General features: G+C 41.6%; 23 protein-coding genes and 1 tRNA gene. 12 read left to right on the forward strand and 12 right to left on the reverse strand.

Annotated features, from left to right (window positions below; translation table 11 throughout):
- Window positions 1-128: 128 nt before the first annotated feature.
- The 4 genes from AC1DQW_RS04420 to AC1DQW_RS04435 form a co-directional block, all read right to left on the reverse strand.
- A complete protein-coding gene (locus tag AC1DQW_RS04420) occupies window positions 129-653 on the reverse strand; it encodes a hypothetical protein (protein ID WP_477453015.1) in 525 nt (174 codons plus the stop codon).
- 426 nt (window positions 654-1,079) lie between these two features.
- The gene (locus AC1DQW_RS04425; RefSeq protein ID WP_477419693.1) at window positions 1,080-2,816 is read right to left on the reverse strand and encodes a S41 family peptidase; all 1,737 of its coding nucleotides are present in this window, start codon (window positions 2,814-2,816) and stop codon (window positions 1,080-1,082) included.
- Window positions 2,817-2,883: 67 nt separating this feature from the next.
- On the reverse strand, window positions 2,884-3,099 hold the full coding sequence (locus AC1DQW_RS04430) for a hypothetical protein (RefSeq protein ID WP_477453016.1): 216 nt from the start codon (window positions 3,097-3,099) through the stop codon (window positions 2,884-2,886).
- Window positions 3,100-3,178: 79 nt separating this feature from the next.
- Window positions 3,179-3,814 (reverse strand): pyridoxamine 5'-phosphate oxidase family protein, encoded by a 636-nt coding sequence (locus AC1DQW_RS04435; protein WP_477453017.1) that lies wholly within the window; start codon window positions 3,812-3,814, stop codon window positions 3,179-3,181.
- 80 nt (window positions 3,815-3,894) lie between these two features.
- Here AC1DQW_RS04435 and pdxR point away from each other — a divergent pair, with 80 nt between their 5' ends.
- Window positions 3,895-5,349 (forward strand): MocR-like pyridoxine biosynthesis transcription factor PdxR, encoded by a 1,455-nt coding sequence (pdxR, locus tag AC1DQW_RS04440; RefSeq protein ID WP_477453018.1) that lies wholly within the window; start codon window positions 3,895-3,897, stop codon window positions 5,347-5,349.
- Window positions 5,350-5,545: 196 nt separating this feature from the next.
- Window positions 5,546-6,133 (forward strand): porin family protein, encoded by a 588-nt coding sequence (locus AC1DQW_RS04445; RefSeq protein ID WP_477419696.1) that lies wholly within the window; start codon window positions 5,546-5,548, stop codon window positions 6,131-6,133.
- Between the two features lie 406 nt (window positions 6,134-6,539).
- On the opposite strand, the gene AC1DQW_RS04450 is transcribed toward AC1DQW_RS04445, so the two are convergent.
- Entirely contained in the window at window positions 6,540-9,962 is a 3,423-nt protein-coding gene (locus AC1DQW_RS04450) for a ThuA domain-containing protein (protein ID WP_477453019.1), read from the reverse strand.
- A 566-nt stretch (window positions 9,963-10,528) separates the two neighbouring features.
- A tRNA-Asp gene (locus tag AC1DQW_RS04455) sits at window positions 10,529-10,640 on the reverse strand.
- A 154-nt stretch (window positions 10,641-10,794) separates the two neighbouring features.
- On the opposite strand from AC1DQW_RS04455, the gene AC1DQW_RS04460 reads away from it, so the two are divergent.
- A complete protein-coding gene (locus tag AC1DQW_RS04460; RefSeq protein ID WP_076373882.1) occupies window positions 10,795-11,271 on the forward strand; it encodes an Lrp/AsnC ligand binding domain-containing protein in 477 nt (158 codons plus the stop codon).
- 173 nt (window positions 11,272-11,444) lie between these two features.
- Here the strand turns inward: AC1DQW_RS04460 and AC1DQW_RS04465 are convergent, their stop codons facing one another.
- Window positions 11,445-12,161, reverse strand: a complete 717-nt coding sequence (locus tag AC1DQW_RS04465) for a hypothetical protein (protein WP_477403196.1) — start codon at window positions 12,159-12,161, stop codon at window positions 11,445-11,447.
- Between the two features lie 56 nt (window positions 12,162-12,217).
- Between AC1DQW_RS04465 and AC1DQW_RS04470 the strand changes: the two genes are divergently transcribed.
- Both AC1DQW_RS04470 and AC1DQW_RS04475 read left to right on the forward strand, forming a co-directional pair.
- Window positions 12,218-12,928 carry an SAM-dependent methyltransferase gene (locus tag AC1DQW_RS04470; protein ID WP_477453020.1) on the forward strand — a complete coding sequence of 237 codons (711 nt, stop codon included), beginning with the start codon at window positions 12,218-12,220 and terminating at the stop codon, window positions 12,926-12,928.
- Window positions 12,929-12,931: 3 nt separating this feature from the next.
- Window positions 12,932-14,530: an FAD-dependent monooxygenase gene (locus AC1DQW_RS04475; RefSeq protein ID WP_477453021.1), complete on the forward strand. Its 1,599-nt coding sequence runs from the start codon at window positions 12,932-12,934 to the stop codon at window positions 14,528-14,530.
- Window positions 14,531-14,549: 19 nt separating this feature from the next.
- Here the strand turns inward: AC1DQW_RS04475 and hflX are convergent, their stop codons facing one another.
- Window positions 14,550-15,734, reverse strand: coding sequence for a GTPase HflX (gene hflX / locus AC1DQW_RS04480; protein ID WP_477415981.1), 1,185 nt, complete (start codon window positions 15,732-15,734; stop codon window positions 14,550-14,552).
- Window positions 15,735-15,969: 235 nt separating this feature from the next.
- Between hflX and AC1DQW_RS04485 the strand changes: the two genes are divergently transcribed.
- From AC1DQW_RS04485 to ruvC, 4 genes are read left to right on the forward strand one after another with little or no spacing between them, the layout of a single operon-like run.
- Complete coding sequence (locus AC1DQW_RS04485) at window positions 15,970-17,904, forward strand: DUF3857 domain-containing protein (protein WP_477453022.1); 1,935 nt, start codon at window positions 15,970-15,972, stop codon at window positions 17,902-17,904.
- 7 nt (window positions 17,905-17,911) lie between these two features.
- Window positions 17,912-19,852, forward strand: a complete 1,941-nt coding sequence (locus AC1DQW_RS04490; RefSeq protein WP_477453023.1) for a DUF3857 domain-containing protein — start codon at window positions 17,912-17,914, stop codon at window positions 19,850-19,852.
- Window positions 19,853-19,863: 11 nt separating this feature from the next.
- Entirely contained in the window at window positions 19,864-20,502 is a 639-nt protein-coding gene (gene aat / locus AC1DQW_RS04495) for a leucyl/phenylalanyl-tRNA--protein transferase (protein ID WP_477453024.1), read from the forward strand.
- Between the two features lie 19 nt (window positions 20,503-20,521).
- Complete coding sequence (gene ruvC / locus AC1DQW_RS04500; RefSeq protein ID WP_477453025.1) at window positions 20,522-21,103, forward strand: crossover junction endodeoxyribonuclease RuvC; 582 nt, start codon at window positions 20,522-20,524, stop codon at window positions 21,101-21,103.
- A gap of 81 nt (window positions 21,104-21,184) precedes the next feature.
- On the opposite strand, the gene AC1DQW_RS04505 is transcribed toward ruvC, so the two are convergent.
- The 3 genes from AC1DQW_RS04505 to AC1DQW_RS04515 all read right to left on the reverse strand — a co-directional run bounded on the left by AC1DQW_RS04505 (window position 21,185) and on the right by AC1DQW_RS04515 (window position 23,315).
- Window positions 21,185-21,577, reverse strand: a complete 393-nt coding sequence (locus AC1DQW_RS04505; protein ID WP_295718304.1) for an HIT family protein — start codon at window positions 21,575-21,577, stop codon at window positions 21,185-21,187.
- A 95-nt stretch (window positions 21,578-21,672) separates the two neighbouring features.
- Window positions 21,673-22,146 carry a transcription elongation factor GreA gene (gene greA, locus AC1DQW_RS04510; protein ID WP_477415971.1) on the reverse strand — a complete coding sequence of 158 codons (474 nt, stop codon included), beginning with the start codon at window positions 22,144-22,146 and terminating at the stop codon, window positions 21,673-21,675.
- 239 nt (window positions 22,147-22,385) lie between these two features.
- Window positions 22,386-23,315 (reverse strand): NAD(P)-dependent oxidoreductase, encoded by a 930-nt coding sequence (locus AC1DQW_RS04515; RefSeq protein ID WP_477453026.1) that lies wholly within the window; start codon window positions 23,313-23,315, stop codon window positions 22,386-22,388.
- A gap of 198 nt (window positions 23,316-23,513) precedes the next feature.
- Between AC1DQW_RS04515 and AC1DQW_RS04520 the strand changes: the two genes are divergently transcribed.
- Complete coding sequence (locus AC1DQW_RS04520; protein WP_477415967.1) at window positions 23,514-24,068, forward strand: hypothetical protein; 555 nt, start codon at window positions 23,514-23,516, stop codon at window positions 24,066-24,068.
- 16 nt (window positions 24,069-24,084) lie between these two features.
- Here AC1DQW_RS04520 and AC1DQW_RS04525 read toward each other — a convergent pair whose 3' ends face one another.
- A complete protein-coding gene (locus tag AC1DQW_RS04525; protein WP_477453027.1) occupies window positions 24,085-24,219 on the reverse strand; it encodes a hypothetical protein in 135 nt (44 codons plus the stop codon).
- 141 nt (window positions 24,220-24,360) lie between these two features.
- Between AC1DQW_RS04525 and AC1DQW_RS04530 the strand changes: the two genes are divergently transcribed.
- Window positions 24,361-25,344, forward strand: coding sequence for a pyruvate dehydrogenase complex E1 component subunit beta (locus AC1DQW_RS04530; RefSeq protein WP_477453028.1), 984 nt, complete (start codon window positions 24,361-24,363; stop codon window positions 25,342-25,344).
- Window positions 25,345-25,448: 104 nt separating this feature from the next.
- Window positions 25,449-25,667, forward strand: a complete 219-nt coding sequence (locus AC1DQW_RS04535) for a zinc ribbon domain-containing protein YjdM (protein ID WP_310504195.1) — start codon at window positions 25,449-25,451, stop codon at window positions 25,665-25,667.
- The last annotated feature ends 188 nt before the right edge of the window (window positions 25,668-25,855 follow it).

Consider the following 25,855-nt stretch of genomic DNA (forward strand, 5'->3'; position numbering starts at 1 on the left):
TATGACAATGTTTGATCCAAATAGTTTAAAAATTAAATATTCACCGGCGGCCAAACAAGGGGCGAATATAAAAAAACAGGCTCCTTGTTACAAGAAGCCTGTTGTATACAAAAACTAACAATCAAACATTAATCTTTATGACCATGGCCTTTATCGGCCTTGCGGTCATCTTTACGTTCTTTGCGCTCATTTTTGCGTTCCTGGCGGTCATCTTTGCGCTCAGTTACCCTGTTACCTTTGCCATTTCCGTTCCAATGCTTACTGTATTTTGCTTCTTTGCTGTCGCGTATAATAACCTGATCGCGGCGACCTTTATACTTTATATACCTGGTACGGTATACTGTATTACGAACCCATGGGGTACGTTCATTTACCACAACTTTGTAACCGTTATAAACATCATAATTGCTGTAACGTGGAGGTAATACGATTGAATGCACCCATACATTGTTATTGAAATAAACATACTGATGTGCATTTACATCGTAGTATGAATCAATATCGGGCATGTAGTAATAATCTGCATGGTCATATCCAACTGGTCCCCACTCGGGCTGATTGCCAATATTGATGCTTAAACTTATTTGCGCGGCGGCAGGCTTTATTGATAAACAACCTAAAAAAATAGCGGCTGTTAAAATGATTTTTTTCATAACGTTATTGTTTTGTTTGCAGGTATGACAATAACAAATAAAAAAAGTTTAGTGTATTGTTTATTAAGGGTGATAATCAGATAGTTGTAGTTTGCTAAGAGGCTGTTTAAAAATAAAAAAAAGACCGTCATTGCGAGGTACGAAGCAATCCCCGACTATGCAGATCGGATTTGCAAAGCTACTCTGTAAGGTGGGGATTGCTTCGTACCTCGCAATGACGCGTGGATATGTGGTTCATTGGAGGTATAAAAACATTAATAAATCAAATTTAAACAGCTTCTAAGAACTGGGGGGCGTGTCAAGCTTGAATTGACGTTAGCCTTTAGTAGAAAGTATTAAGTTCGAAGTCAAAAAAGCGCAAATCCGGCTTATAACTTACTACTTAGTGCTGTAGACTAAACAGTAGGTAAATATCGGTGGATTAAATTACTCGTCGTCGCTATCCTTGTCTGCCACTTTTTTGGCGGTCATGGCAAGCATTGGTTTACCAATAACTTTGTAATTTCCTTCGCCTTTCAGTATAGATGCCAGCTGGGTTTTATCCTGCATGGTTTTTACAGCCTGGGCAAGTTCTTTATCATATTTAAAGTTGGCTTCGTAGCGGCCTTTTTCATAGTAATACCTGGATGCTATCTCATTTTCAAGCACCTGTTTTATTTCATCTTTATGCTGTTGCAGGTCGTTCTTTTTGCTGGCGATAAGTTTAGTTTTCAAAACATCATATTCATTTTGAATATCATTAAACTGCTTTTCCCTGGCGGCTTCGGTTTTAAGATTGTTTAACAATTTTTCTGATGAGGTTATGTAGTTATAATTCTTGTCAGCAAGGTATTTTACAAAATCGTTATAATCATTATCTGATAGGCCGAACGATTTGATATCAGCTATTTTAGCGTGTTTGTCGCGGTATAAGGTGGCATAATCAAATATCAAAAGTTTACCTACTAAAGCCTGGGTTACATTGGCAAATTTTTCCTGTTTAATAAAAATATCCGGGTAAATACCGCTGCCATCATAAACCGAGCGGCCATTTTTGGTTTTAAACTCATGGATCAGTGAATCGGCCACTTTAACTACGCTGCCATCATCCTTACGATGGGTGTAATCGAGTGCCTGGATGCAGCGGCCCGATGGAACATAGTATTTAGCGATGGTTATTTTCACCAAACTATTATAGGGCAGGTTAAATGTTTGCTGAACCAGCCCTTTGCCATAGCTGCGCTGGCCTATAATAATGGCCCGGTCAAGATCCTGTAACGAGCCTGCAACAATTTCTGATGCCGATGCCGAGTGGCTGTTAACCAATACTACCAATGGTAAATTAGGCTCAAGCGGTGCGCTAACAGTGCTGTAGGTGAAGTTTTTATCTTTTATTTTTCCTTTTTGCGAAACTATCTCAACATCCTTTTGCACAAAAAGGTTAACTATCTTTACCGCTTCCTGCAGTATGCCCCCGCCATTGGAGCGAAGATCTAATATGATACCAGTGGGATTGCTTTTTTTTAGCGACACCAGTGCGTTGGTAACTTCACCGGCAGAGTTTTCCAGGAATTTATCGAGTTTGATATAACCCATATTGCCCGCAACCATGCCGTAGTAAGAAACATTTGGTTGTTTTATCTCATCGCGCACCAGGTTTTTTTCAAACGGCTGGGCCACATTGTCGCGCTTGATCAGCAATTTTATAGCAGCACCCTTTGAGCCCTTAAGCAACAGGCTTACCTGGTCGTTATTTTTACTGCTAAGGTCAATATCATTTATTTTTAATACCTGGTCGCCGGGCCGCACGTCTCCTTTTTGGGCCGGGAAGCCTTCAAATACATCAGATACATACACTTTGCCATTGCGGGCAAAGATACTGGCGCCTATGCCTCCATATTGGGTGCTTACGTAATGGAGCTTATAATCTTCAATTTCCGATTCGGGTACAAATTCGGTATAGGGGTCAAGGCCATCCAGCATGGCATCAACACCGGTTTTAACCAGCTTGGCCGAGTTGATATCATCAACATAATTAATGTTCACCTCTTTATATACCGATGCAAAAACATCAAGATTTTTTGAAATCTGGAACAGGTCGTCATCAAAAGCCGCAACACCTACCGCCAGTGTTATAATACCGGCAAATAAGCCTATCTTTTTGTATTTTCTTAAGATCACCATACCCTGTACAACATTAAAACATATAAAAATACGAAAAGCTTATCGATTTTTACAAATCCGGCCTTATTTACAGCCTGTTATTATCAATATTTACCAATGCCTTTTTTAGGGTGAATACTACATATTCCCTGTTACGGTTTACAAGATYCATTAGCTTGGTTATCAGGGCTTCTTCCTGTCCTTCGGTATATTTTAACTGCTCGTCGGTAAGGCTGTTATATTTACGTTGAACTTTAATTTTTACACGTTCCCAATCTTTATTGGTAATACTGATCTCGGCCATCGTTAAATTATTTTAAGCAAAAATATAAAAAATACATGGCAGCAGAATCTAAAAATCAGGTTATGCCTTATTTTTAAAACTAAATATGCATAAGATGAGCTGGTAATGGCATTTCTTCGCTTAATTTGTCGGGTAAGGGGGCCAGTCGTTTGGTTTGCAGGGGAATAAGGCCCGACCAAATAGGCAGCTCCAGGTCATCATCGTCATCAACAGGCATGCCGGTACGTACCTTGGCCGATGCTTCATCAATTTTAAAGGCCAGCACGGTTGTTTTAAGCACTTCCCGGTCGGTTATCGGGCGCAGGTAATTCCAGCTGCCAGGTACAATTTTGTCTGTGAGCCATTTAAAAGCTTCTATTTTATCGGCGGGGCTTTCAATCTTTTCGGCCTGTGCAAATATCACTACCGACCGGTAGTTAACAGAGTGGTGAAAAGCTGATTTTGCTACCACAAGCGCATCCATCAGTGTTACAGTTATGCAAACCGGGATACCTTTTTCAAGCTCCCGCATCAGGTGGCTGCCTACAGAACCATGTACATAAATACGATCTGCGTACCTCACAAAGGCGGTAGGAATGGAATAGGGTTTATTTTCTGACGAATAGCTGATGGTGCAATACAACGCTTCATCAAGAATGCTGTTGATGGTTTCGGGCTCATAATTTGCCCTTTTAGCTGCCCTGCTGGGAATAAGGTGTGCTGCCGGAGTTGTCATAATGTTGTTTTTTTATAAAATTATGCGTTTATTGGATCACCATTGTCGCCCAATTAAAACAAAATAGGTAGTCCAATTTTATGCAGGTATTTTCATCAGGCTTAATTATAGATAAAGAAGCGGTATTACCCGTTTACATGCAATTGGCCAATCAATTAATGGGGTTAATAAGGGCCGGTACTTTAAGTGCGGGGCACAGGCTGCCAAGCACCCGGCAACTGGCCCTTGTATTAAATGTTCACCGTAAAACGGTTATTAGGGCATATGACGAATTGATGGCGCAGGGCTGGCTGGAAAGCCGGACAGGCAGCGGCACATTTGTAGCGGCGCATTTGCCTGTATCAAAACCGCAGTCGTTATTAAATAATACCCCGGATGTGGCCAGGGTAGCCGGATTCGGGATTAAACCGGCACCTCATCTACAACGAACAATGGCGGATCTGAATATCGGCCTGCACCTTGATGACGGTTTTCCGGATGTGCGGATAGCGCCTGTGCTTGATATCTCCCGGGCTTACCGCACCCAGCTTTTAACCGGGAATCCTTATAGCCGCCTGGGTTATGCAGATCCTAAAGGTTCGGCATGGCTGCGTCAGGAGCTGGCGGCTTATTTAAATATTACCCGGGGATTAAGGGTTACGCCTGCCAATATTCTTATTGTACGCGGAACCGTAATGGGCCTGCACTTAGCCTGTGCAGGTTTGCTGGAGCCTGGTGATACCGTTGTAACAGCGGAGCCCGGCTGGGCCGGGGCCGAAACCAACTTTTTGCAGGCGGGGGCAAACTTGTTAAAAATTCCGGTTGACGAGTACGGGATGGATATTAACAGGCTTGAAGCGCTTTGCCTTAAACAGCCGGTACGACTGGTATATGTTACATCGCATCATCATTACCCCACTACCGTAGCTTTACGGGCCGACCGCCGTGTACATTTACTTTCATTGGCTCAAAAATATGGCTTCATTGTTTTTGAGGATGATTACGATTATGATTTCCATTATCAGAACAAGCCCCTGATGCCGCTTGCCAGTGCCGATGATGCCGGTATGGTTTTGTATTGCGGATCTTTTTCAAAAACGATATCGCCGGCCATAAGGGTTGGGTATTTGGTTGGCCCCGAAAATGTTATTGAACAACTGGCGCAACTGCGCAGAACCATTGACAGGCAGGGCGACACACTGCTTGAAAATGCAATGGCCGAGCTATTGCAAAATGGCATCATTCAACGCCATCTGCGTAAATCATTACGGATGTACCAACAGCGGCGGGATGTTTTTTGCAGCCTGATGAACGATTACCTCAAAAACTACGTGCAGTTTAAAGTGCCGGATGGCGGCCTGGCAGTATGGACACATTTTGATGAGCAGATAGATTTACCCCGTTTGGCTCAAAGCGCTTTAAAAAAAGGCCTCTACTTCCAGGGAGATAATAGCCCGGCCGTACCTAATTTTACCCGGTTGGGCTTTGCATCCTCAACACCGGCCGAGCTGGAATGTTGTGTAGAAATACTTACAAAACTATTGGCGGCACGTTAATGCTGTGAAAAAATTATTTCGATGCAGTTATAAAAAATACGCTTAAGGCAACGTTTAAGAATTTGGCGTGTCAATTGATAGGCGATTACAGGCTATCTATACAGCCGGTTTTATAACTAACTATCTATGTTAACAATGGGGTTTTATGCAAATAATACAAAAAAGCATAGCTTCGCCCCGCTAAAAATTAAATTCTATGAAAAAGTATCTATTAAGTGCAGCATTGCTGATAGCGGTAAGCATCAGTGCGCAAGCACAGTTTTCTTTAGGTGTTAAAGGTGGTGTCAATTTTTCAAAAATTAACACTTCTGCAGTTGGTGAATCATCGGTAACCGGTTACCAGGCCGGGTTATTTGGCCGGATTGGCAGCGGTCTTTATTTACAGCCCGAACTTTATTTAGCCAGTAAAGGAGGGAAGTTTGATTTTCAAACCAATAATGCTACTGTTACAACTCAAGGTAAAGTAAGGTTTACAACCTTAAACGTTCCATTGCTTTTAGGAAAATCATTTGGAGCTAAAGATTTGAATTTTAGAATAATGGCCGGGCCGGTTTATAGTTACGCACTTGATAAAAATCAAAGCTTTAGCGATAACGTAAGCGGTGCTTACAATGATTTTGGAAGTTATAACAAAAGCACTTTAGGTTTCCAGGCCGGCGCGGGTGTTGATATCGGCGCTATAACCGCCGACCTACGTTATGAAGGCGGTTTATCTAAAGTAAATTCAAACTACGGCCAGCGCCAAAATCTTTGGGCTTTAAGTGTGGGCTTCAAAATATTTTAAGGCTGATTGAAAAGTTGGTTGTGGGGACACAATCAACTTTTTAAAAATGTGAACCGATCCGGACAGATTTAGTTAGATATTTTTCGCATTTTTTGTACAATTTGTATTGTAAGAACCAAGGCAATTATCAAACCCGATAAATGCCTTGGTTTTTTAAGTTAAAAAGATCGTGCAAAGTAATTAATCTGTGTTTAACTTTATGATTTATAGGTAGTTGGATATTTTTTTGCGGCGTTCGAAGAGATATTAAAAAGTACCTGAAAGGTATACCAAAAGGTATATGAACGGTGTACCAAAGGTGTGTGATTGGTACAGGGTTTGAGAAACAAAAACTATCCTGAAAAATGGACGGATTTTTTGTTTTTAAAAAGCCCTCCCCAAAAGGAGAGGGCTGAGTGAGATTCTTTTACTTAGCACTAAATATCAATCCGGTAACTCCACCAACCATGGCCCCCGGTTTTATTGGTTTGAAAATAAAATACGACTGATGCATTTTACCATCGGTTACCGGGTTAATGGTTATATGGGCAATACCCGCTTTTTGGTCTTTGGTTGGGGTTGGCATGCCACCTTTACCTACCAGCTTGCCATTTGGGGCATCAATCCTTAGTTCAGCATTGAAGCCCATTGGCGGCGGTGTTTGCCAGAAGGCGGTCATGTTAACTGATTTTACTCCCGTCAGATCAATGTTCTCTACCTCAAACCAGCCTTCATTTGGCGGGAAGATTAGCAGGCTCATGCCGTTGTACTTAAACGAGGTAAATCCGTTAACCTTTTCGGTTCCGTTAAACAGATAGTTGCTGCTGTTTAATGTAGCTATGCCGATACCGGTTAATGCTTTAATGGCATCGGTGCCATCATCGGTATATTTAGCCGTGAGTACCAGCGTGGCAGCAGGTTGTTTACCAGGATCGGGCGAAATGGTGCCTGATGGCGGCAGGGATTTCTTTTGGTTATCCTTACCCAACCCAAGCACCCAGCTGATGATCTGGTCCAGGTCTCCCTTTTTAATACTTGGGTGAGCTGACATTGCAGTTTCGCCCCAAACTCCTGCGCCTCCTTTTATTACCTTTTGACTAAGTTTAGCCATGGCATCAGGATCTTTTTGGTATTTGGTGCTCACATCTATAAATGAAGGGCCAATTGATTTACCAACCTCTTTATGGCAGCTTTTGCAATCCATGGTAAGCATTAATGCTTTGCCGCTGTTTTCGGGCGATGCCTGTTCCAGCTTTGATGCCTCTACCGGTTTTTTGTAGCCATCGATATAATCAACATTAACAATTATACGTTTTGGATCAATTTTTTTAGTGTCGGCGCCATCGGTTACAGTAACCGCATAGCTTAAAGGCGAGCCAGGCAGATAAAAAGATTTGTTGCCCCCTGTTAATTTTACAGTTACCTGCGGCTGCTCGTTACCGGCATAAACGCTCACCGGCGAGCTCTTGCTGCTTGCGCCTTCGCTATCCTTTGCGTCCACGGTAATTTTATAATCGCCCGGTTTGGTGTAGGTATAATCAAGTTCCGGTACTTCTGTTTCTTTTGTAGTCCCATCGCCCAAAGTCCAGGTGTAGGTAACTTTATCGCCTTCGGGATCTTTAGCCTTCGTGCTGAGCTTAACAGCAAAAGGTAAAAGCCCCGATGTTTTATTCGCTTTTAAATAGGATATAGCAGGGGGCCTGTTGCCTTTGATATAATCAATCCTTATTAAACCGGCATCCGGATTATGGGTGAACCAACCACTTCCATACTCTAAACCATATAGGCGGCCATCTGGTCCAATTTCCATATCAATCATGGAGTTTACCTTCAAACCGGGGAAGAATGGTTCCATCTTATCAAAATCCCCTTCGGGCGTCATGGTAACTGCTTTAATCCAGCCGCGCATCCAGTCATATGCTAAAAACTTACCATTGTAATAATCGGGCAAGCGTGTTTCGGCAGGAAACATATCGGCATAATAAACCGGGCCGGCCATTGCATTACGCCCACCCGAACCAACCTGCGGAAATTCGGCAGATGCCCCGTATGGATACCATATAAATGCCGGTTGCGCGGGTGGTAAATTTGTTAAGCCGGAGTTATTGCGCGAATTATTTACCGGGTGTTTGGGATCAAACGTCTGACCAATAGTTCCTGTACCATAGTCATAAAGACGGTAAGATTTGTTATCGCCAACAAAATATGGCCAGCCAAAGTTGCCGGCTTTGCGTGCCTGGTTTACTTCATCATAACCCATTGGCCCGCGGGTGTCAAGGCTATCATTATGGGCATCCGGGCCAACCTCTCCCCAGTATAAGTTGCCGTTTTTTTGATCGACTGAAATACGGTAAGGGTTTCTATCGCCCATTACATAAATCTCGGGACGGGTTTTGGGCGTACCTTTGGGGAACAGGTTTCCTTCGGGAATATCATAAGTGCCATCATCCTTTAATTTTATACGCAGGATTTTGCCCCTCAGATCGTTTGTATTACCTGCCGACCGGCGGGCATCAAACTGCAGGTGGCCTGGTCTGTCATCCAGGGGGGCATAACCGCTGGTTACATATTTTTGTCCTTTTTCATCAAAAGGAGTAGAGTTATCGCCGGCCGAGAAGAACAGGATCTTATCCGGGCCTGGTCCAAAAGCGATAGAGCCACCCGTATGGCAGCAAATTTCGCGCTGCGCTTTTACTTCGAGGATTACTTTTTCGGTCTTTTTATCCAGCGTATCGTTTTTAAATGTAAACCTCGACAGGCGGTTAACAGAGCTATCAGCAGGGCTATAATAAATATAAATCCAATTGTTGTTGGCAAAATCAGGGTCTTTAGCCAGGCCAAGCATACCTTCTTCTGCGTTTACGCCGGGCGTATGCAGGGTTTTGTAGTACACATCAAAAAAGCCCACCTGTTTAACTTTTTGAGTTTCGTGATTGTACCGCATGATCTCGCCGCGGCGTTGTATCACCAGGATATCTAAATTGGGCAAAACGGTCATTTCTGTGGGCTCAAAGAACTGGCCTGTTGAAAGCTGGGTTTTGGCAAACCTGTCTTCATCTGGCGGCAACTGCGATTTGGCGTTTGAATAGTTCAACTCTTTGTTTTCGCCGACGGCGTATTTAATGCCGGCAAGCAGCATTTTTAAGTAGTTGTCGTCTTTGTAAGTTTCTTCGGTATGCCCCATTGCTGTATAAAAGGCGCGGCCTCCATCAAAATCATGGTACCAGGTGGCCGGGTGTAAGCCCATCCGTTTGCCGCCCTTGTAGGTGTTTTCATCAAGTGTAATCAGCACATGAACATCGGGGGCAAGGGCCTTTTTAAAGCTGTAAAATTCATCGGTACGTTTCCATACTTTGGGCAGGTGTTTGGTAGCATCATTGGTGGCATCAACTACATTATAGGTACCCGGCTGTACATTCGGATTTTTATCATGAATGCCCGGGTGGTCATAAAACCAATCGCCCATGAGGCGGCCATACCATCCCCAGTCGTACTCGGTATCGGCTGCTGCATGTATGCCTACATAGCCGCCGCCAGCTTGTATATATCGTTCAAAAGCGGCTTCCTGGCGGTAATCCAGCACATCGCCGGTGGTACTTAAAAAAATCACAGTCGCATATTTTTTAAGAGTATCCTCATTAAACATTGCTGCGTTTTTGGTAGTATCTACATCAAAGCCGTTTTCTTTACCCAGTTTTTGGATGGCTGCTATACCTGCATCTATTGATGCATGGTGAAAGCCCATGGTTTTTGAAAATACAAGTACACGGGGTTTGCCGGGCCTGGTTTTATTACATGAAAAGTAAATGCAGCTAAGTGCTACAAAGACCAAAAGGGCGATTTTTTTCATATTGGCTTAATATGGGTTTGAGTTAATTGGAGTTTAGATGTCGGTTTGCAGGAGCTATTGTATCAATTTATTACAATCAATTGGCTCCCGCCAAATTTATAATTAAATATTGATGTGTCAATACCAATGTGTAATAATGACACAGTAATATTTTTGATAGGAAGAGTGGTGGTGAGTGGTGAGTGGTGAGTGGTGAGTGGTGAGTGGTGAGTGGTGAGTGGTGAGTGGTGAGTGGTGAGTGGTGAGTGGTGAGTGGTGAGTGGTGAATAAAATTGCCATACAATTTAGTCAAAAATCGTAGTAATCCTTATTCCTTGCTCCAAAAGTCACCGCTCCCGAGAAAAAAACCTATAGAAACAGCAAAGCCCCTGATGGGCAGGGGCCTTTACTAACCAATTATAAACCTAAATTATGAGAAGAGCTGTAGGAGAAGGAGTCGAACCTCCACGGAGTGGTTATTTTCATTGCTGAAAGTTTCCCAATTTCTCCGCCACCGCGACAAGGAGGTGTGTCTGCCAAAAATTTCACCATCCTACATTATATAAATCCCGTCTTTCATGGATTTGCTGTTGGGGAAGGATTCGAACCTCCACAGAGTAGTTAGCCCGCTTCGGGTTTTCTATGATCTCCGCCACCGGGACAAGGAGGTGTGTCTGCCAAAAATTTCACCACCCAACATTATTTTTCTTGTTAAAGAACGATAAGCATTTTGTCGTTTGCTATGATACAAATCTAATAGACCTATCAATTCCTTGCAAATATTTCAACAAAAATATTTTATTTTTATTCAAATTTTAATTAAACTTGTATTTCAATATAGATATTCAAATTTATGTCCCACAGAAAAGCTCAAAATTTAGAAATTGATAATCTCGATATCCAGATTTTATCAATATTGATGAAAAATGCTACCACTCCATACACTGAGATAGCTAAAGAGTTAATAGTTTCTGGCGGAACCATACACGTGCGGATGAAAAAGTTGGAAGAGATGGGTGTAATAAAGGGAGCCAGCTTAGAGGTAGATCCGCAAAAATTAGGGTACGATATTACAGCTTTTTTGGGTATATACCTGGAAAAAGGCTCGCAATATAATGAAGCCGTTAAGCAGCTAAAAACTATAAAAGAGATAGTTGAGCTGCATTATACCACCGGCGAATGGAGTATTTTTGCCAAAATTGTATGCCATGACACCACGCACCTGCGCGAAGTATTAAACGAGCAGATTCAGGGCGTAAAAGGCATTCAACGTACAGAAACCTTCATTTCGCTTGAAGAAAGTATAAGGAGGCAGATTACCTTGGAGTAAACGGTACTTAAGATTTTAATGATTTTTTAAAATGGGCTGTTATGCTAAGTTTAGGCTTAGGGTAATGGTCTTTTTTGTGCCTGAGCCTGAATTTATCGCATTAAAGAATTAATTAAAAGCGAGCTTCGGAAATTAATTGTAGTTCAAAAAAACGATAAATTCCGGTTTAGAAATTATGCCGCTTTCGAAATATACTTCACCAAACTCCTTTTGGCCACTGGCAGCAACGTTTGCTCCAGCGGGAAAGTGATATCACTATGTACATAATATACCGCCGGGTTGGGCATAAACTTATTGCGGTTTATTAAATTCAGTTTAATAGCTTCGGGCGTATTGACAATGCTATGCTCATAAGTGTCGATAAAACTTACGTGAATGCCCCGGTACTTATCATCCTTTCCCTCAAAAATGGTAATCTGGTATTCATAGATCCAGCTTGTGCGTTCCTTGCCGTTACGTAACGAAAAGTAGCCATGATATGGCATCAGCGGTATTATGCCTATCGGATCGATATTGAGGTGGCGCTCTACAAAGTCATAAATTTCTTTACCTGTTTGGATAGCCGGGTTCATTTTGGACATAGCATAGGAGATGATCTGCTCTATCTCCTGCATGCTTTGATCATCCCTGATAATTTTTTGGTAGGTAAGCTTTACAGCATCAATATCTGCCTGGGTTAACCGTTGCGGAAAGGCCTGCTGCATTAGCGTTTTATTTTTTTTAAAATCTACCAGGTTATTATAGTGGAAAATTAGGTCGGCAAGGTTGGGATATAGCCGGCTTTTATCAAAGTGGCGGTTAATTTCCTGTAAATAGTTAAGCAGGAGATACTTTTTATGCTCAAAATCAATATACCCCTCAATAAACCAGTTAACACCTAATGGTTTCATAATTTTCAAGCTCCTTTCAATAGCTTAAATTAAACAAAAAACACCAACTTTGCAATATGCCCTATGGAACCCTTTATTTAATCCCTGTACCTCTTGCCGAAGAAGCGGCTGCCAAGTCATTTACACCTTATTTGGTTGATACTATTAATAGTATTAAGGAATATATTGTAGAGAATGAAAAAACCGCCCGTAAGTTTTTAAAAGAGGCCGGATTGAAAACCCCGCAAAGTGAGCTCGTAATTCATGATTATGGCAAGTATAATCGTGATATGGGCACTGCCGATTTTTTTAAGGGACTGCAGGCCGGTAATGATGTTGGCCTGATGAGCGAGGCCGGTTGCCCCGGCATAGCCGACCCTGGCGCAGAAATTATTGATAAAGCCCATCGTATGGGTATAAAAGTAGTACCCTTGGTTGGTCCGAGCTCTATTTTGCTGGCGCTGATGGCCTCGGGGTTTAATGGGCAAAGCTTTACCTTTAATGGTTACCTGCCAATTGATAAGGTACTGCGCAGTAAAAAGATCAAAGAACTGGAAGGCCTGGCCACCCGGCTTGATCAGACACAGATATTTATTGAAACACCTTTTCGCAACAATCCGTTGCTTGAAGAGATCCTGAAAACAGCCAGTCCCAAAACAAAACTTTGCATTGCCTGTGATCTTACCGCCACTACCGAATTTGTGCAAACCAAAACTATCATGGATTGGCAGAAGAAAGTGCCTGAACTGCATAAACGCCCAACTATTTTTTTACTTTATCATGGCTAAGTAATGACCATTACGCAGCAGCATACCAGCGTATTGATAGTAGGAGCAGGTCCGTCGGGATTAATGATGGCAGCCCAGCTATTGCGCTATGGCGTGCAGCCCGTAATTATTGATAGCAGGCAAGGCCCAACCAATCAATCAAAAGCATTGGCGGTGCAGGCCCGTTCGCTGGAAATTTACCGGCAGATGGGTGTTATCGACAAGATAATTGAAGGGGGAAAGCAGGCCAACGGGGTTATATTTAACCAGGAAGGAAAAGAAAGTGTCCAACTTTCGCTGGATAATGTAGGCGAAGGGCAAACCGCTTTCCCCTATATTATAATGTACCAACAAAGCAAGAACGAGCGCCTGCTACTTGACTTTTTAACCCTTAATTGCTGCCCGGTTTACTGGAATACTTCGCTGTTGAGCATCGAGCAAAATGCATCCAGGACAATTGTTGAGCTACAGGCAGGTGACGGGATACAAAGACTCACCTGTGATTGGTTAGTAGGTGCTGATGGGGCGCATAGTGTTGTACGCAAACAATTACAAATACCTTTTAGTGGTGATACCTATCAGCATAAATTTTATTTAGCCGATGTTAAGATTGGGAATGAGTTTGGCGATAGGGTAAATTTGTTCATGGCCAAAAAAGGCTTTGCCGGTTTTTTCCCTATGCCCGAGGAACAGTGCTACCGTATTGTTGGTAACCTGCCCGATGAATTTGATGGAAAAACGGATTTACAGATAGAAGAGATGTTGCCCTTCCTTAATAAGATAACCGGGCAGGATATCCGGGTTGAACAGGTCAATTGGTTCACCGATTACCGGCTGCACCACCGCATGGCAGATAAATTCAGGTCGCAAAATTGTTTTTTGGTGGGCGATGCAGCCCATATCCACTCACCGGTTGGCGGCCAGGGAATGAACACAGGCTTGCAGGATGCTTATAATTTAGCCTGGAAACTGGCCTGTGTGGTAAATAAGCAACTAAAGGAATCGGTTTTGGACAGTTACGCCAAAGAGCGCATGCCCGTAGCCAAAGCCCTGCTTAATACCACCGACCGCGTTTTTAAAATGATTCTATCCCGCAATTGGTTTGTAGGGTTGTTTAAGAGATGGCTGCTCCCAACGGTATTGAAAGCTGTTTGGAATAAACCCGATTTAAGAAAAGCATTTTTTATACGTGTTTCGCAAATAGGAATAGATTACCGCGAAAGCCAGATCAACCTGCACCTGAGTAACGCTACCCAAATAAAGGCGGGCGACAGGCTGCCATACTTTAAAGTGTTTGATGAAAAAAAACAACAGGAAACCGACCTGCACGACTGGTGTAGCAAACCTGGCTTTACGATAATAGCCCTTGGCAAACTGCAGGAGATAGACCTGTTTACGCTTGCCAAATGGATCACACAGAAATACCCTTACAATCTCAACTTTTTTTACCTGCCTCCATCAGCCAAAAACCAACAGGTATTTGATGTTTTTGAGATTAAGGAAAAACAAAAAAAAGCACTTATCATCCGCCCGGATATGCATATCGGTTTTATCAACGATGTAATTGATATTGATATGATGGATAATTATTTGCAGAATGTAGTGGGCTTTAGCCAAGCCTAACAGTTACGGGATTTTGGTCTCAATAAAGCAACTGATCATACGGATATCTTTCTGTATGTATAGCTTTTACTTCTTCATAAAGCAAACTCCTGAATTCATCTACATTTTCTTTTTTTGTGGCCGATATAAATATGGCCGGGCTGTTGTTTTTAGCCATCCAGCTATGTTTAAAATCATCAAGGGTAAGGGGTTCGGCCTGCTGTTCCAATTGATGCTGCTCGGGTTTAAAGGCATCTATTTTGTTAAATACCGTGATCATCTTTTTATCAATAGCGCCAATATCTTTCAGTGTTTCGTTAACCGTACGAATCTGATCTTCAAAGTTGGGGTGCGAAACATCAACAACATGAACCAAAATATCGGCCTCGCGCACTTCATCAAGGGTCGATTTAAAACACTCTACCAAATGATGGGGTAGTTTACGAATAAACCCTACCGTATCAGATAACAGGAATGGCACATTTTCAATAACTACTTTACGTACAGTAGTATCAAGCGTGGCAAACAGCTTATTCTCGGCAAAAACCTCCGATTTGGAGATCATATTCATAATGGTTGATTTGCCCACGTTGGTATACCCTACCAAAGCAGCACGCACCATTTGGTTACGGTTTTTGCGTTGCGTTTCGTTTTGCTTATCAATCTGCTTTAGTTTTTCTTTTAGTAGCGATATTTTATTCAGGATCAAACGCCTGTCAGTCTCAATTTGCGATTCACCTGGGCCACGCATACCAATACCACCCTTTTGACGCTCAAGGTGGGTCCATAAACGGGTAAGGCGGGGTAATAAGTATTGCAGCTGGGCCAGCTCAACCTGGCTTTTAGCCTGCGCGGTTTGCGCACGGTTTGCAAAAATATCCAGAATCAGGTTATTACGGTCTAATATCTTTACCTGTAGTTCGTTCTCAATATTGCGGAGTTGTGATGGTGATAGTTCATCATCAAAAACAACCATGTCAATTTCCTCTTCTATTACAAAGGCTTTAATATCCTCCAGCTTGCCCGAGCCTACAAACGTTGCCCTATCCGGTCGTTGCAGTTTCTGGGTGAAGCTTTTTACGGTTTCGCCACCGGCTGTGGCCACCAAAAACTCCAGTTCCTCTAAAAACTCCTTTTCCTGCTCATCGGTTACGTGGGGTGTCATTACGCCAACCAAAATAGCTTTTTCCTGCTTCACAGCAGTATCGTAAAATTTTTGCTTCATTAACTATGGTTTATCAATCAAAGTGCCAGTTTACTAATATATACACAAACGGGGGTACTTTATGCCAAAATAACATGTATAATGTAATTTAAAAACAGGGGGGCTATAAAAAATTATAAAATTAGTTAATAATGGTGTTGAAGGATTGATACAAATAACCTCAGAAATAGTTTTATTTATTTATAATAATCATTTACCTAATTATTATATTCGTGCTGATTAAACCTTATCAGCAATGAACAAACTTTTTACCCTGCTATTTTTAGGGACGCTTGGCCTTTCTGCAGGTGCCCAAACTACGACCCCGGTACCCACTGCTCAATCTTTTGGCAAAGTAGATAAAGCCGATCTTGAAATGACAAAATGCGATTTTGAGCCGGACGCCAACGCCGAAATTCTTTTTGATAAAGGCGATACTTATTTTGATACCCAATACAATATCAATACCGACAGGCATACGCGCATTAAAATTTTTAATGATAACGGTAAAGATGAGGCCAACATCCGCATAAAGTTTTATAGCAACAACCGCTCTCAATATATAACCGGCCTGCAGGCGCAAACCATTAATTTAACCAATGGCGCGGTTGAAATTGTTAAGGTTGATAAAAAACAGATATTCACCGAAGCCGTGGATAAGTACTACTCAGCAATCGTTTTCTCATTCCCAAATGTAAAACCAGGCAGTATAATTGAATATAAATACAGGCTGACCAGCGCCTCTGTAAGCAGTTTTCCCGACTGGTATTTTCAAAGCGACCTGCCTACGCGGTACAGCGAACTAGATACCAACATACCGGATATTTTAACCTATAAAAGGTTGCCAAACTTACATTTGCCATATGTAGTTGATAAAACAAGTTCGTCAAATACCCATATCGAGGCTATGGCCAACATTCCATCGTTAAAAGATGAGCCCTACATGGATGCCCGTAATGACAATTCTGAGCGTATTCTTTTCCAACTGCTAAGTATACGCATACCCGGCTATTTCTATCCTAACTTCCAGGACTCGTGGAAAAAAGTTGGCGAAAACAGGATAAATAATGAGGATTTTGGCGGTCAGCTAAACAGGAAACTTACCGGCGAAGAACTAATTATTAGCAAAGCAAAGGCCCTTAAAACCGATGATGAAAAAATTGCTTATGTTTTTAACGAGGTTAAAAATGCAATGAAGTGGAATGATGTTTATGACATTAACAGTACTGATGGTACGCCAAAGGCATGGGAAAAAAAGGTAGGTAACTCAGCCGAAATAAACATAGTGCTTTACCACTTACTAAAAAAATCGGGCCTCACAGTTTATCCGATGATGGTAAGCACACGCGATAATGGCCGAATAAACCCAAGCTACCCAAGTGTTTATCAATTTAACAGTATGATAGCATATATACCGGTTGATAGTGCTAAATATTATGCACTTGATGCTACCAGTAAATACAATCTTTACAACAGGGTGCCCCGTACCTTTTTAAACTCATTTGGCTTTTACATTGATGACGCGAACAAGATATATGACCTTTCGTTTTTACAGGAACCAGAACCTGTACGCCAGGTTGTTTTGCTAAATGCCGAAATAAAGCCCGATGGTAAAATGAACGGCAGTGCCGATATCAGCAGCTTTAGCTACAACAAAATGTACTACACTAAAAAGTACAAAACCGACGGCGAAAAAAAGTATAACGACTTTTTGAGAGAAGATAACAACAGCCTTAAAATATCCTCGCTGACTTTTGAAAACCTGGATGTTGACACCCTGCCGTTACGCCAAAAACTCAACTTTAACCTCGATTTAACGGGGAGCGATGATAATTATATTTACTTTAATTCAAACCTGTTTACCGGCCTTAAAACAAACCCGTTTTTGGCCGAAAACCGCTTTACCGATATTGATTTTGGTTACCGCGATAACTATGCAATAACCGGCATTTTTAAAATACCCGCTGGATATAAGATAGATGCGATGCCCAAAAGCGTAAGTATGGCCATTCCTGATGGTACTGTTATTTTTAAGCGCTTTGTTGCCGAACAGGAGGGATCTGTAATGGTGCGCTTTAGTATTGATCATAAAAAGTCGTTGTACTTTAAGGAGAATTATCCCGAATTCCGTGAGTTTTGTAAAAAGATGTACGATATGCTTAACGAACAGATTGTACTTAAAAAGGGCTGATAGAACTATGTTTATTAAATATTATACCAGGCTGCTGTTCATTACAACGGCCTTATGTGCGCTATACAGTAAAGGTTATAGTCAGGATAAAAATATTCCTAAAGATTTATATATCGCAGCAACCATTCCTGATTCTTTGAAGGAGGACGCAAATTCGGTGCTGAGGTATTCAAATGATGAGGTAATTGTGAAAGGCCCGGGGAAAATGCTCCTGAAACATCATAGCATTGTAACTATTCTAAACGAAAAGGACGATAGTGAAGCTATATTGGAGATGGGTTACAATAAAAAATATGATTCTTATAGTAATATCGAGATGAATATTTTTGATGCATCTGGCAAGCAAATAAAAAAATATCGTAAAAGCGATATGTATGACGGCTCTGCCGCTGATGATGAAACCATGGTTACAAACGAAAGGTTTCTGGCTGTAAGGCATGCTATCGCGGCCTATCCAATTACAATTGAGAAAATTTATGAAGAAGATGAAAGTAGCTTTATAGGTTTAGGTAGCTGGTATATTCAGAATCAGGTTGAGCAATCTGTTCAGTTTTCGTCTTATAAAATTTCATTTAGTCCCTCAGTTGGCCTTCGGTTTAAAAATACCAACACAAACATCAAACCCGAAAAAAAGAATGCCGATGGTTTAGATAGCTATTTGTGGAAGGTTCAAAATTTGAAAGCAATTAAAAAAGAAGAGCATGTTTTAGCCTGGACTATTTTACCAAAAATTTCTTTTGCTGCAAGCTCATTTGATTGCTATGGTTACCCTGGTGATTTTAGTAGCTGGCAATCTTTTGGTAACTGGATTAAATCACTAAATGGCGATGTGTGCATATTAAGCCCCGAGCGTTCAGCAGAGATAAAAAAGATGACTGACTCAATTAAAACGGATAAAGATAAGGCTCGTTTTTTGTATAACTATATGCAAAAAAGCATGAGGTATGTAGGTATTCAATTGGGTATTGGCGGATATAAACCTTTCCCTGCAACCTTTGTGGACCAGAAAAAGTACGGCGATTGTAAAGCCTTGTCTAATTATATGCGTGCATTGCTCAAAGCCGTTAATATTGATTCTTATTATACCATCATCAGGTCTGCAAGTAACAGCGAGCCTATTGATGCCGCTTTTCCGGCCAACACATTTAATCATGCTGTTTTGTGTATCCCTTTTAAAAATGATACTACCTGGCTTGAGTGCACAAGCAATACAAGACCCTTTGGAAAGTTAGATCCATCCACACAAAACACCAAGGCTTTAATAATTACCGAAAATGGAGGCAGGCTAATAAATACACCCCGAAGCTTAGCTGTCGATAACCAGTTTAATAGTGAAGTTCATATTGTGCTGGATGCCGATGGCGGAGCTAAAGCACAATTAAAAATATTTAGTACAGGGATATACCGGTCTGATTACATAGGGATTGCCGCTTTAAAAACAGATGAGCAAAAAGAATATATCATACGCGATCTGCATATGAAGCAACCATCTGTATTTGATTTTAAACCTGCAACAGATAAGGATGGCATTAAAGAAGTGGATATCATCCTGGAGTACGATAAGTTTTGCGACATAGCCACAGGAGATAAGCAATTTTATAGACCGGGCGTGTTTTCCCTTTGGCAAAACACAGTGCCAATTGAGGAAAAGAGGAAAAATGATTTTTATTTCGACACGCCATTGCAAAAATCGTGCATAACCACAATTGACCTTCCTGCCGGTTTTGAATTAGAAACGCTGCCAACCAGCCAAAGCTTAAAATTTAGCTATGGCACCTATGATGTAAAATATGCTTATGATGCTGCCAAAAACCAGGTGATAAGTACTGCTAAGTTTAATCTTAACAATTATATTATCCCCGCTGCTAAATACACCGAAATGCAGGTTTATATGGACGCTGTTGCCAAAGCGCAAAATAAAAAACTGGTGATACGCCGCAAAGCTTAAATTTGCCCCTGATGATATTCAGGCTTGATGAACGTTTACTATTTCCTGAGCCCGAGCTGGCCGAACCAGACGGGCTTTTAGCTGTAGGAGGCGACCTATCAACCGATCGTTTATTATTAGCCTATCAAAATGGAATCTTCCCCTGGTATAGTGATGATACACCCATCCTTTGGTATTCGCCGCATGAGCGTTTTGTGCTTTATCCACAGGAGTTGAAGATCTCTAAATCAATGCGGCAGGTGCTGCGCTCTGGTAAGTTCGGGGTTACCACCAATACCTGCTTTGCCGAAGTGATAAAAGCTTGTTCAATAGCCCCGCGTGAAGGCCAGGACGGCACCTGGATAACCGATGATATGCAGGCTGCATACATTAAACTTCATAAAGATGGCTACGCCCATTCCGTTGAAGTGTGGGAGCAAAACAGGTTGGTAGGTGGCTTATATGGCATGTGGGTTGGCGCAGTTTTTTGTGGCGAAAGCATGTTTAGCCGCGTTAGCAATGCATCAAAAGCAGCACTAATCTACTTGTGTGAAACCAATCGGTTTAAATTGATAGACTGCCAGGTACATACCGGTCACCTGGAATCAATGGGGGCAAGGATGATAAACCGGGAGCAATATATAGCCGTTTTGCACAATAGTTTGCTTTGATTGGTTAACTTTGAAGGGTATGCAGCAGGCTAACACAAAAGAGAGGATAATTTTAGGCATCGACCCCGGAACAGCAGTTATGGGATACGGATTGGTTAAGGAAACCGGTCCTAAAATAGCACTTATTGCCCTTGGTGTTGTAAAAATGGAGAAGCTGGACGACCATATGCTGAAGCTGCAGCGCATTTTTGAAAAAACCGTTGCACTTATTGATAACTACCACCCAGATTGCCTGGCTATTGAGGCGCCATTTTATGGCAAAAATATCCAGGTAATGCTTAAATTGGGCAGGGCGCAGGGGGTGGCTATAGCTGCTGCGCTATCACGCAATCTGGATATTACAGAATATGCTCCCCGTAAAATAAAACAATCAATAACCGGCAATGGTAACGCTACCAAAGAGCAGGTAGCCGCCATGCTGCAAAACTTACTCACCTTTAAAGAAACGCCCGACTTTTTAGATGCTACCGATGGCCTTGCTGTTGCTGTATGTCACTCCTTTCAAAGGATGACCACCGGGAGTAAGTATGGCCCAGGCAGTAAAAAATCATATTCCGGGTGGGATACTTTTGTGAAAGATAACGCGAAGAGGGTAGTTTGAAGAATTTGAAAATGTGTTTATTTGAAGATTTGAAAATGAATCAATCAATTTTCAAATCTTCAAATCTTCAAATTAACATATTTAAAATGCTGCTTTTATCTTATCCTTGGTAGCGCTTAGCTCCTCGTTGGTAAAGCTCAATTTGGGACGAGAGAAGTTTAGATCATTTACCTGGTTCATGGGGATAAGGTGGATATGTGCGTGAGGCACCTCCAGGCCAATAACCGCGACACCAACCTTTTTGCAGGGAATGGCTTTTTTAATAGCAGTTGCTACTATCTTAGCAAAGATTTGCAAGCCGGTATAGGTTTCATCATCCAGATCGAAAATATAGTCGACCTCTTTTTTAGGGATCACCAGTACATGCCCTTCGGCCAGCGGACTAATATCTAAAAAAGCCAGAAACTCATTACTCTCGGCCACAACGTGTGCCGGAATCTCGCCTGCGATAATTTTTGAAAAGATGGTCATTATCTATTGATTAAACAATTTGAAAATTTGAGGATTTGAAAATTAATAGCTTTTCAACCATTTTCAAATTATCAAATCTTCAAATTCGTAAATTAAAACTACCTGCTCACTTCCAGAATCTCAAATTCAATTTTTCCGGCAGGTACCGTGATCTCAATTTTTTCGCCTACCCTTTTGCCCAGCAAGCCTTTTGCAATAGGCGATGCTACAGATATTTTACCTGTTTTCATATCGGCTTCGCTTTCTGCTACCAGTTGGTAGCTCATAGTGGCGCCGTTTTTCAGGTTCTTTATTTTTACTATCGATAAGGCAAGCACCTTTGATAAATCCAGTTTAGATTCATCCAATAAACGGGCATTTGCCAGTGTTTCCTGCATTTGGGATATTTTAGCTTCGTGAAGCCCCTGGGCTTCTTTTGCGGCATCGTATTCCGCGTTTTCTGATAAGTCGCCTTTATCGCGGGCTTCGGCAATGGCCTTTGATATGTCCGACCGTCCGGTTGTTTTTAACTTTTGTAATTCTTCTTTTAATTTCTCTAAACCTTCTTTGGTAAAGTATGATACCTCTGCCATAACACGTAAATTAATTATTGTTTATCCTAATGTTTATCCAAAAAAAACCGCCCTCCCTTTTTTAAGAAGGACGCAATGACTATAAAAACAAACAAGACTATATGGGCATGCCTACATAGTCTTGTTTGTGTATTTAACGAAGATAAGTGATTTAAGTTTTAATATCCAAATTTTTTTGATGGAGAGCAGTGAATGGTTGATAGAGTTGGCTTGGTTAAGCTGCAGGCACTTATTTATTTTCAATCAATCAAATTAATCAGCTTCTCGGCCATTACTTCACTAATCTTTCGGTACGAGTCAAACGTCCAGCCGGCAACGTGAGGGCTAAGTATAACCTTATCACTTTGTCGCAGTTCGTCAAACCAGGCTTGTTGGGTAAGGGCAGGGAATTTTTCCATCTCCAGTACATCCAATCCGGCGCCTAAAATTTTGCCTTGCTTAATGGCATTCAGCACAGCGCTTACTTTAGCCGTTTTACCCCGGGAGGTATTAATGAAAAATATAGGCTTTTTAAAATGGAACAGGTATTCGTCATCCACCAGTGCGTTGGTTTCTGGTGTGAGGGGAATATGCAGGCTAAGTACATCGCTATTTTTAACTATTTGTTCCATGCTTACCTCACGGGCATATTTGTCGCTAAAGTCGGTTTTGTATTTATCATAAGCAATTACGTCAACCTGGAAACCGGCTAACTTACGGGCAAAGCTACGCCCCATATGGCCATAACCAATAATACCCACTGTTTTGCCTTTTAGCTCATAGCCCCGGTTCCCTTCACGATCCCATTTGCCCGCCCTGATCTCGGCGTTGCCTCGGTTAAGGTTGTTCATCAGGGAAAGTAATAAGCCAATGGCATGCTCACCTACAGCGTCAGAGTTGCCTTCGGGCGCATTTATAAGGGTAACGCCTTTCTCTATGGCATAAGCTTCGTCGATATTATCCATGCCGGCGCCTGCCCGGCAAACAAAACGCAGGCTGGTGGCTGCATCAATTACTTTTTTATCAACCAAAAATTTGGAGCGGATAACCAGCCCGGCGTAATTGCCAATGATCTGCAAAGCTTCTTCGGTTTTTATTGTGGGCCTGTAATCGCATTGGTATCCCCTGGCTTCGGCCTGCTCCATAAAAATGGGGTGTACATCATCAACAATAAGAATGTTATTTTTCAACTGAACTTAAAATTTTTTATGAACCGCAAATTTACGAAACAGCCATGATAGTTATGTGATTACCTGTTTATACCTATAACTTAATTACATAATACCGACTAATAACCTGCCACATTTGACAACCAAATAAACTGGCACGGGAATAGCATGGATAAGTTTATAAGGATTTATATCCGTTACATTTAACTCAATAATCCAATGGTATCATTAAAAAAAGCAGGCACCGATATAAGACGCTACTCTGAACAGCTCTCGCACGATGGATTTAAACAAGTATTTGATCATATAGATCAATTCAAGATCAAAAACGGCGTTGATAAGCTTGGTTTAGATAAATTTATTAACCAATGTGCCATCATGGCGGCGGGCACAGGCGCTATATCCGGCAGCGGCGGTGTTTTAACCATGGTAATAGGCATGCCCGTTGATGTGCTGAACCTGATAACCCAGCAATTCAGGGTTACTATGGCTATTATGTACTATAACAGGGGCAGCTACCAGATGGGTTTTGAAGAATTTATGAAACTGGTTGCTATTTCATTTAAGGTAGAAACAGGCGTAGCCCTAACCAAAACCATGATGGAGGGCATTGCCGAAAAAATAATCCTGAATTTAGGTGTACGCACTGCCGAAAGGTTAGTGCCTGTGGTAGGCGCTGTAATTGGTGGCACTACTAATTACCTGTTTATTAAACGGATGGCCAAATCGGTTAAAGAAATGCAAGGTGAACCACTGGTTATACAGTTGAGTTAAGGTTTCGGCATCTATTTTATTTAGATACGTGCGGAAAGCTTCCGTGGCGCAGCTCGACTTCAACTGTGCCCATTAAAGCAAACTTGAAAGGATAGCGTTTTATAGTGAATGAAAAGCCATTGGCCGGTGTTTTTATTGACGAAAATTTCATTGTGACGGGGTTTAAGCCACCAATGCAACTACATTTTGTAAAATATATGTGTTAAAAATGCAAAGTACGTGGGCTGTAATTGCATTTCACACATTAGTGATTATATTTGCGGTCGCAAAAAACGTCATTTTATATAATATAATGAGAGAAATACAATTCAGAGAAGCGCTAAGAGAGGCCATGGTCGAAGAAATGCGCAGCGACGATAAAATATACCTAATGGGTGAAGAAGTTGCTGAATACAACGGAGCCTATAAAGTAAGCCAGGGTATGCTGGATGAATTTGGTGCAAAACGCGTTATTGATACGCCCATCTCTGAATTAGGCTTTGCCGGTATAGGCATAGGTTCGGCTATGAATGGATTGCGCCCTATTATCGAGTTCATGACCTTTAACTTTTCGTTAGTGGCCATTGACCAGATCATCAACGGCGCGGCCAAAATCATGTCGATGAGCGGTGGCCAGTTTTCTGTGCCAATCGTTTTTCGCGGCCCAACCGGCAATGCAGGTATGCTTAGCTCACAGCACAGTCAGTGTTTCGAGAACTGGTACGCCAACTGCCCTGGTTTAAAAGTAATAGTTCCATCAAACCCATACGATGCAAAAGGCTTATTAAAATCAGCAATACTTGATCCTGATCCGGTTATCTTCATGGAATCAGAATTAATGTACGGCGATAAAGGTGAAGTGCCTGAAGAAACCTACTATATTGAAATAGGTAAAGCTAAAGTAGTAACCGAAGGTACCGATGTAACGTTGGTAGGTTTTGGTAAGATTATGAAAGTAGTTATTGCCGCTGCTGCCGAACTGGCAAAAGAAGGTATCAATGCCGAAGTAATCGACTTACGCACTGTACGCCCTATTGATTATGCAACTGTTATCAATTCGGTTAAAAAAACAAACCGTTTAGTGATCATTGAGGAAAGCTGGCCTTTAGGCTCAATAGCCACCGAGGTTGCTTTTAAAGTACAAAAAGACGCTTTTGATTATCTTGATGCGCCTATTCTGCGTATTATGGGTGGCGATGTGCCATTGCCTTATGCACCAACTTTAATACAGGAATACCTGCCAAATCCGGAAAGGGTTATTAAAGCAGTTAAAGAGGTAATGTACGTTACTAAATAATAACACGATTTTAGGATTGACATGATTTCTTGTCGCCTTTAAATTTAAATATACAAAGAGCCCTGTATTTAAGTACCGGGCTCTTTATTTTTATACAACCAACAATGGAAACATCAAACGTAAAAGATAGCAACGGCAACATCCTTAATGACGGCGATTCGGTAACGCTGATTAAAAGCTTAAAAGTTAAAGGTGGCGGCGTCACCCTTAAACAAGGCACATTGGTAAAAAAGATTCGCCTTACCGATGATGATAAAGAAGTGGATTGCAAAATTGACGGCATGAGCATTGTGCTAAAAACCGAATTTTTGAAGAAAAGGTAGCCGCTGCTATCTGATTTTTAATCTAAATATCAATAATTTAGATCATGGCAAAACAGCATCGGACATTATAGCTATTTACCGGCCTCTTTTTTAGTGATGCTGAGCATAAATTTCTACAGTATTAGTAATGGAATTACTGGACATAATACTGTCGGCATAGTAGCAGTTTCTGTGTTTTTGATAAAGCA

The sequence above is a fragment of the Mucilaginibacter sp. P5_A4 genome (genome assembly GCF_056400605.1).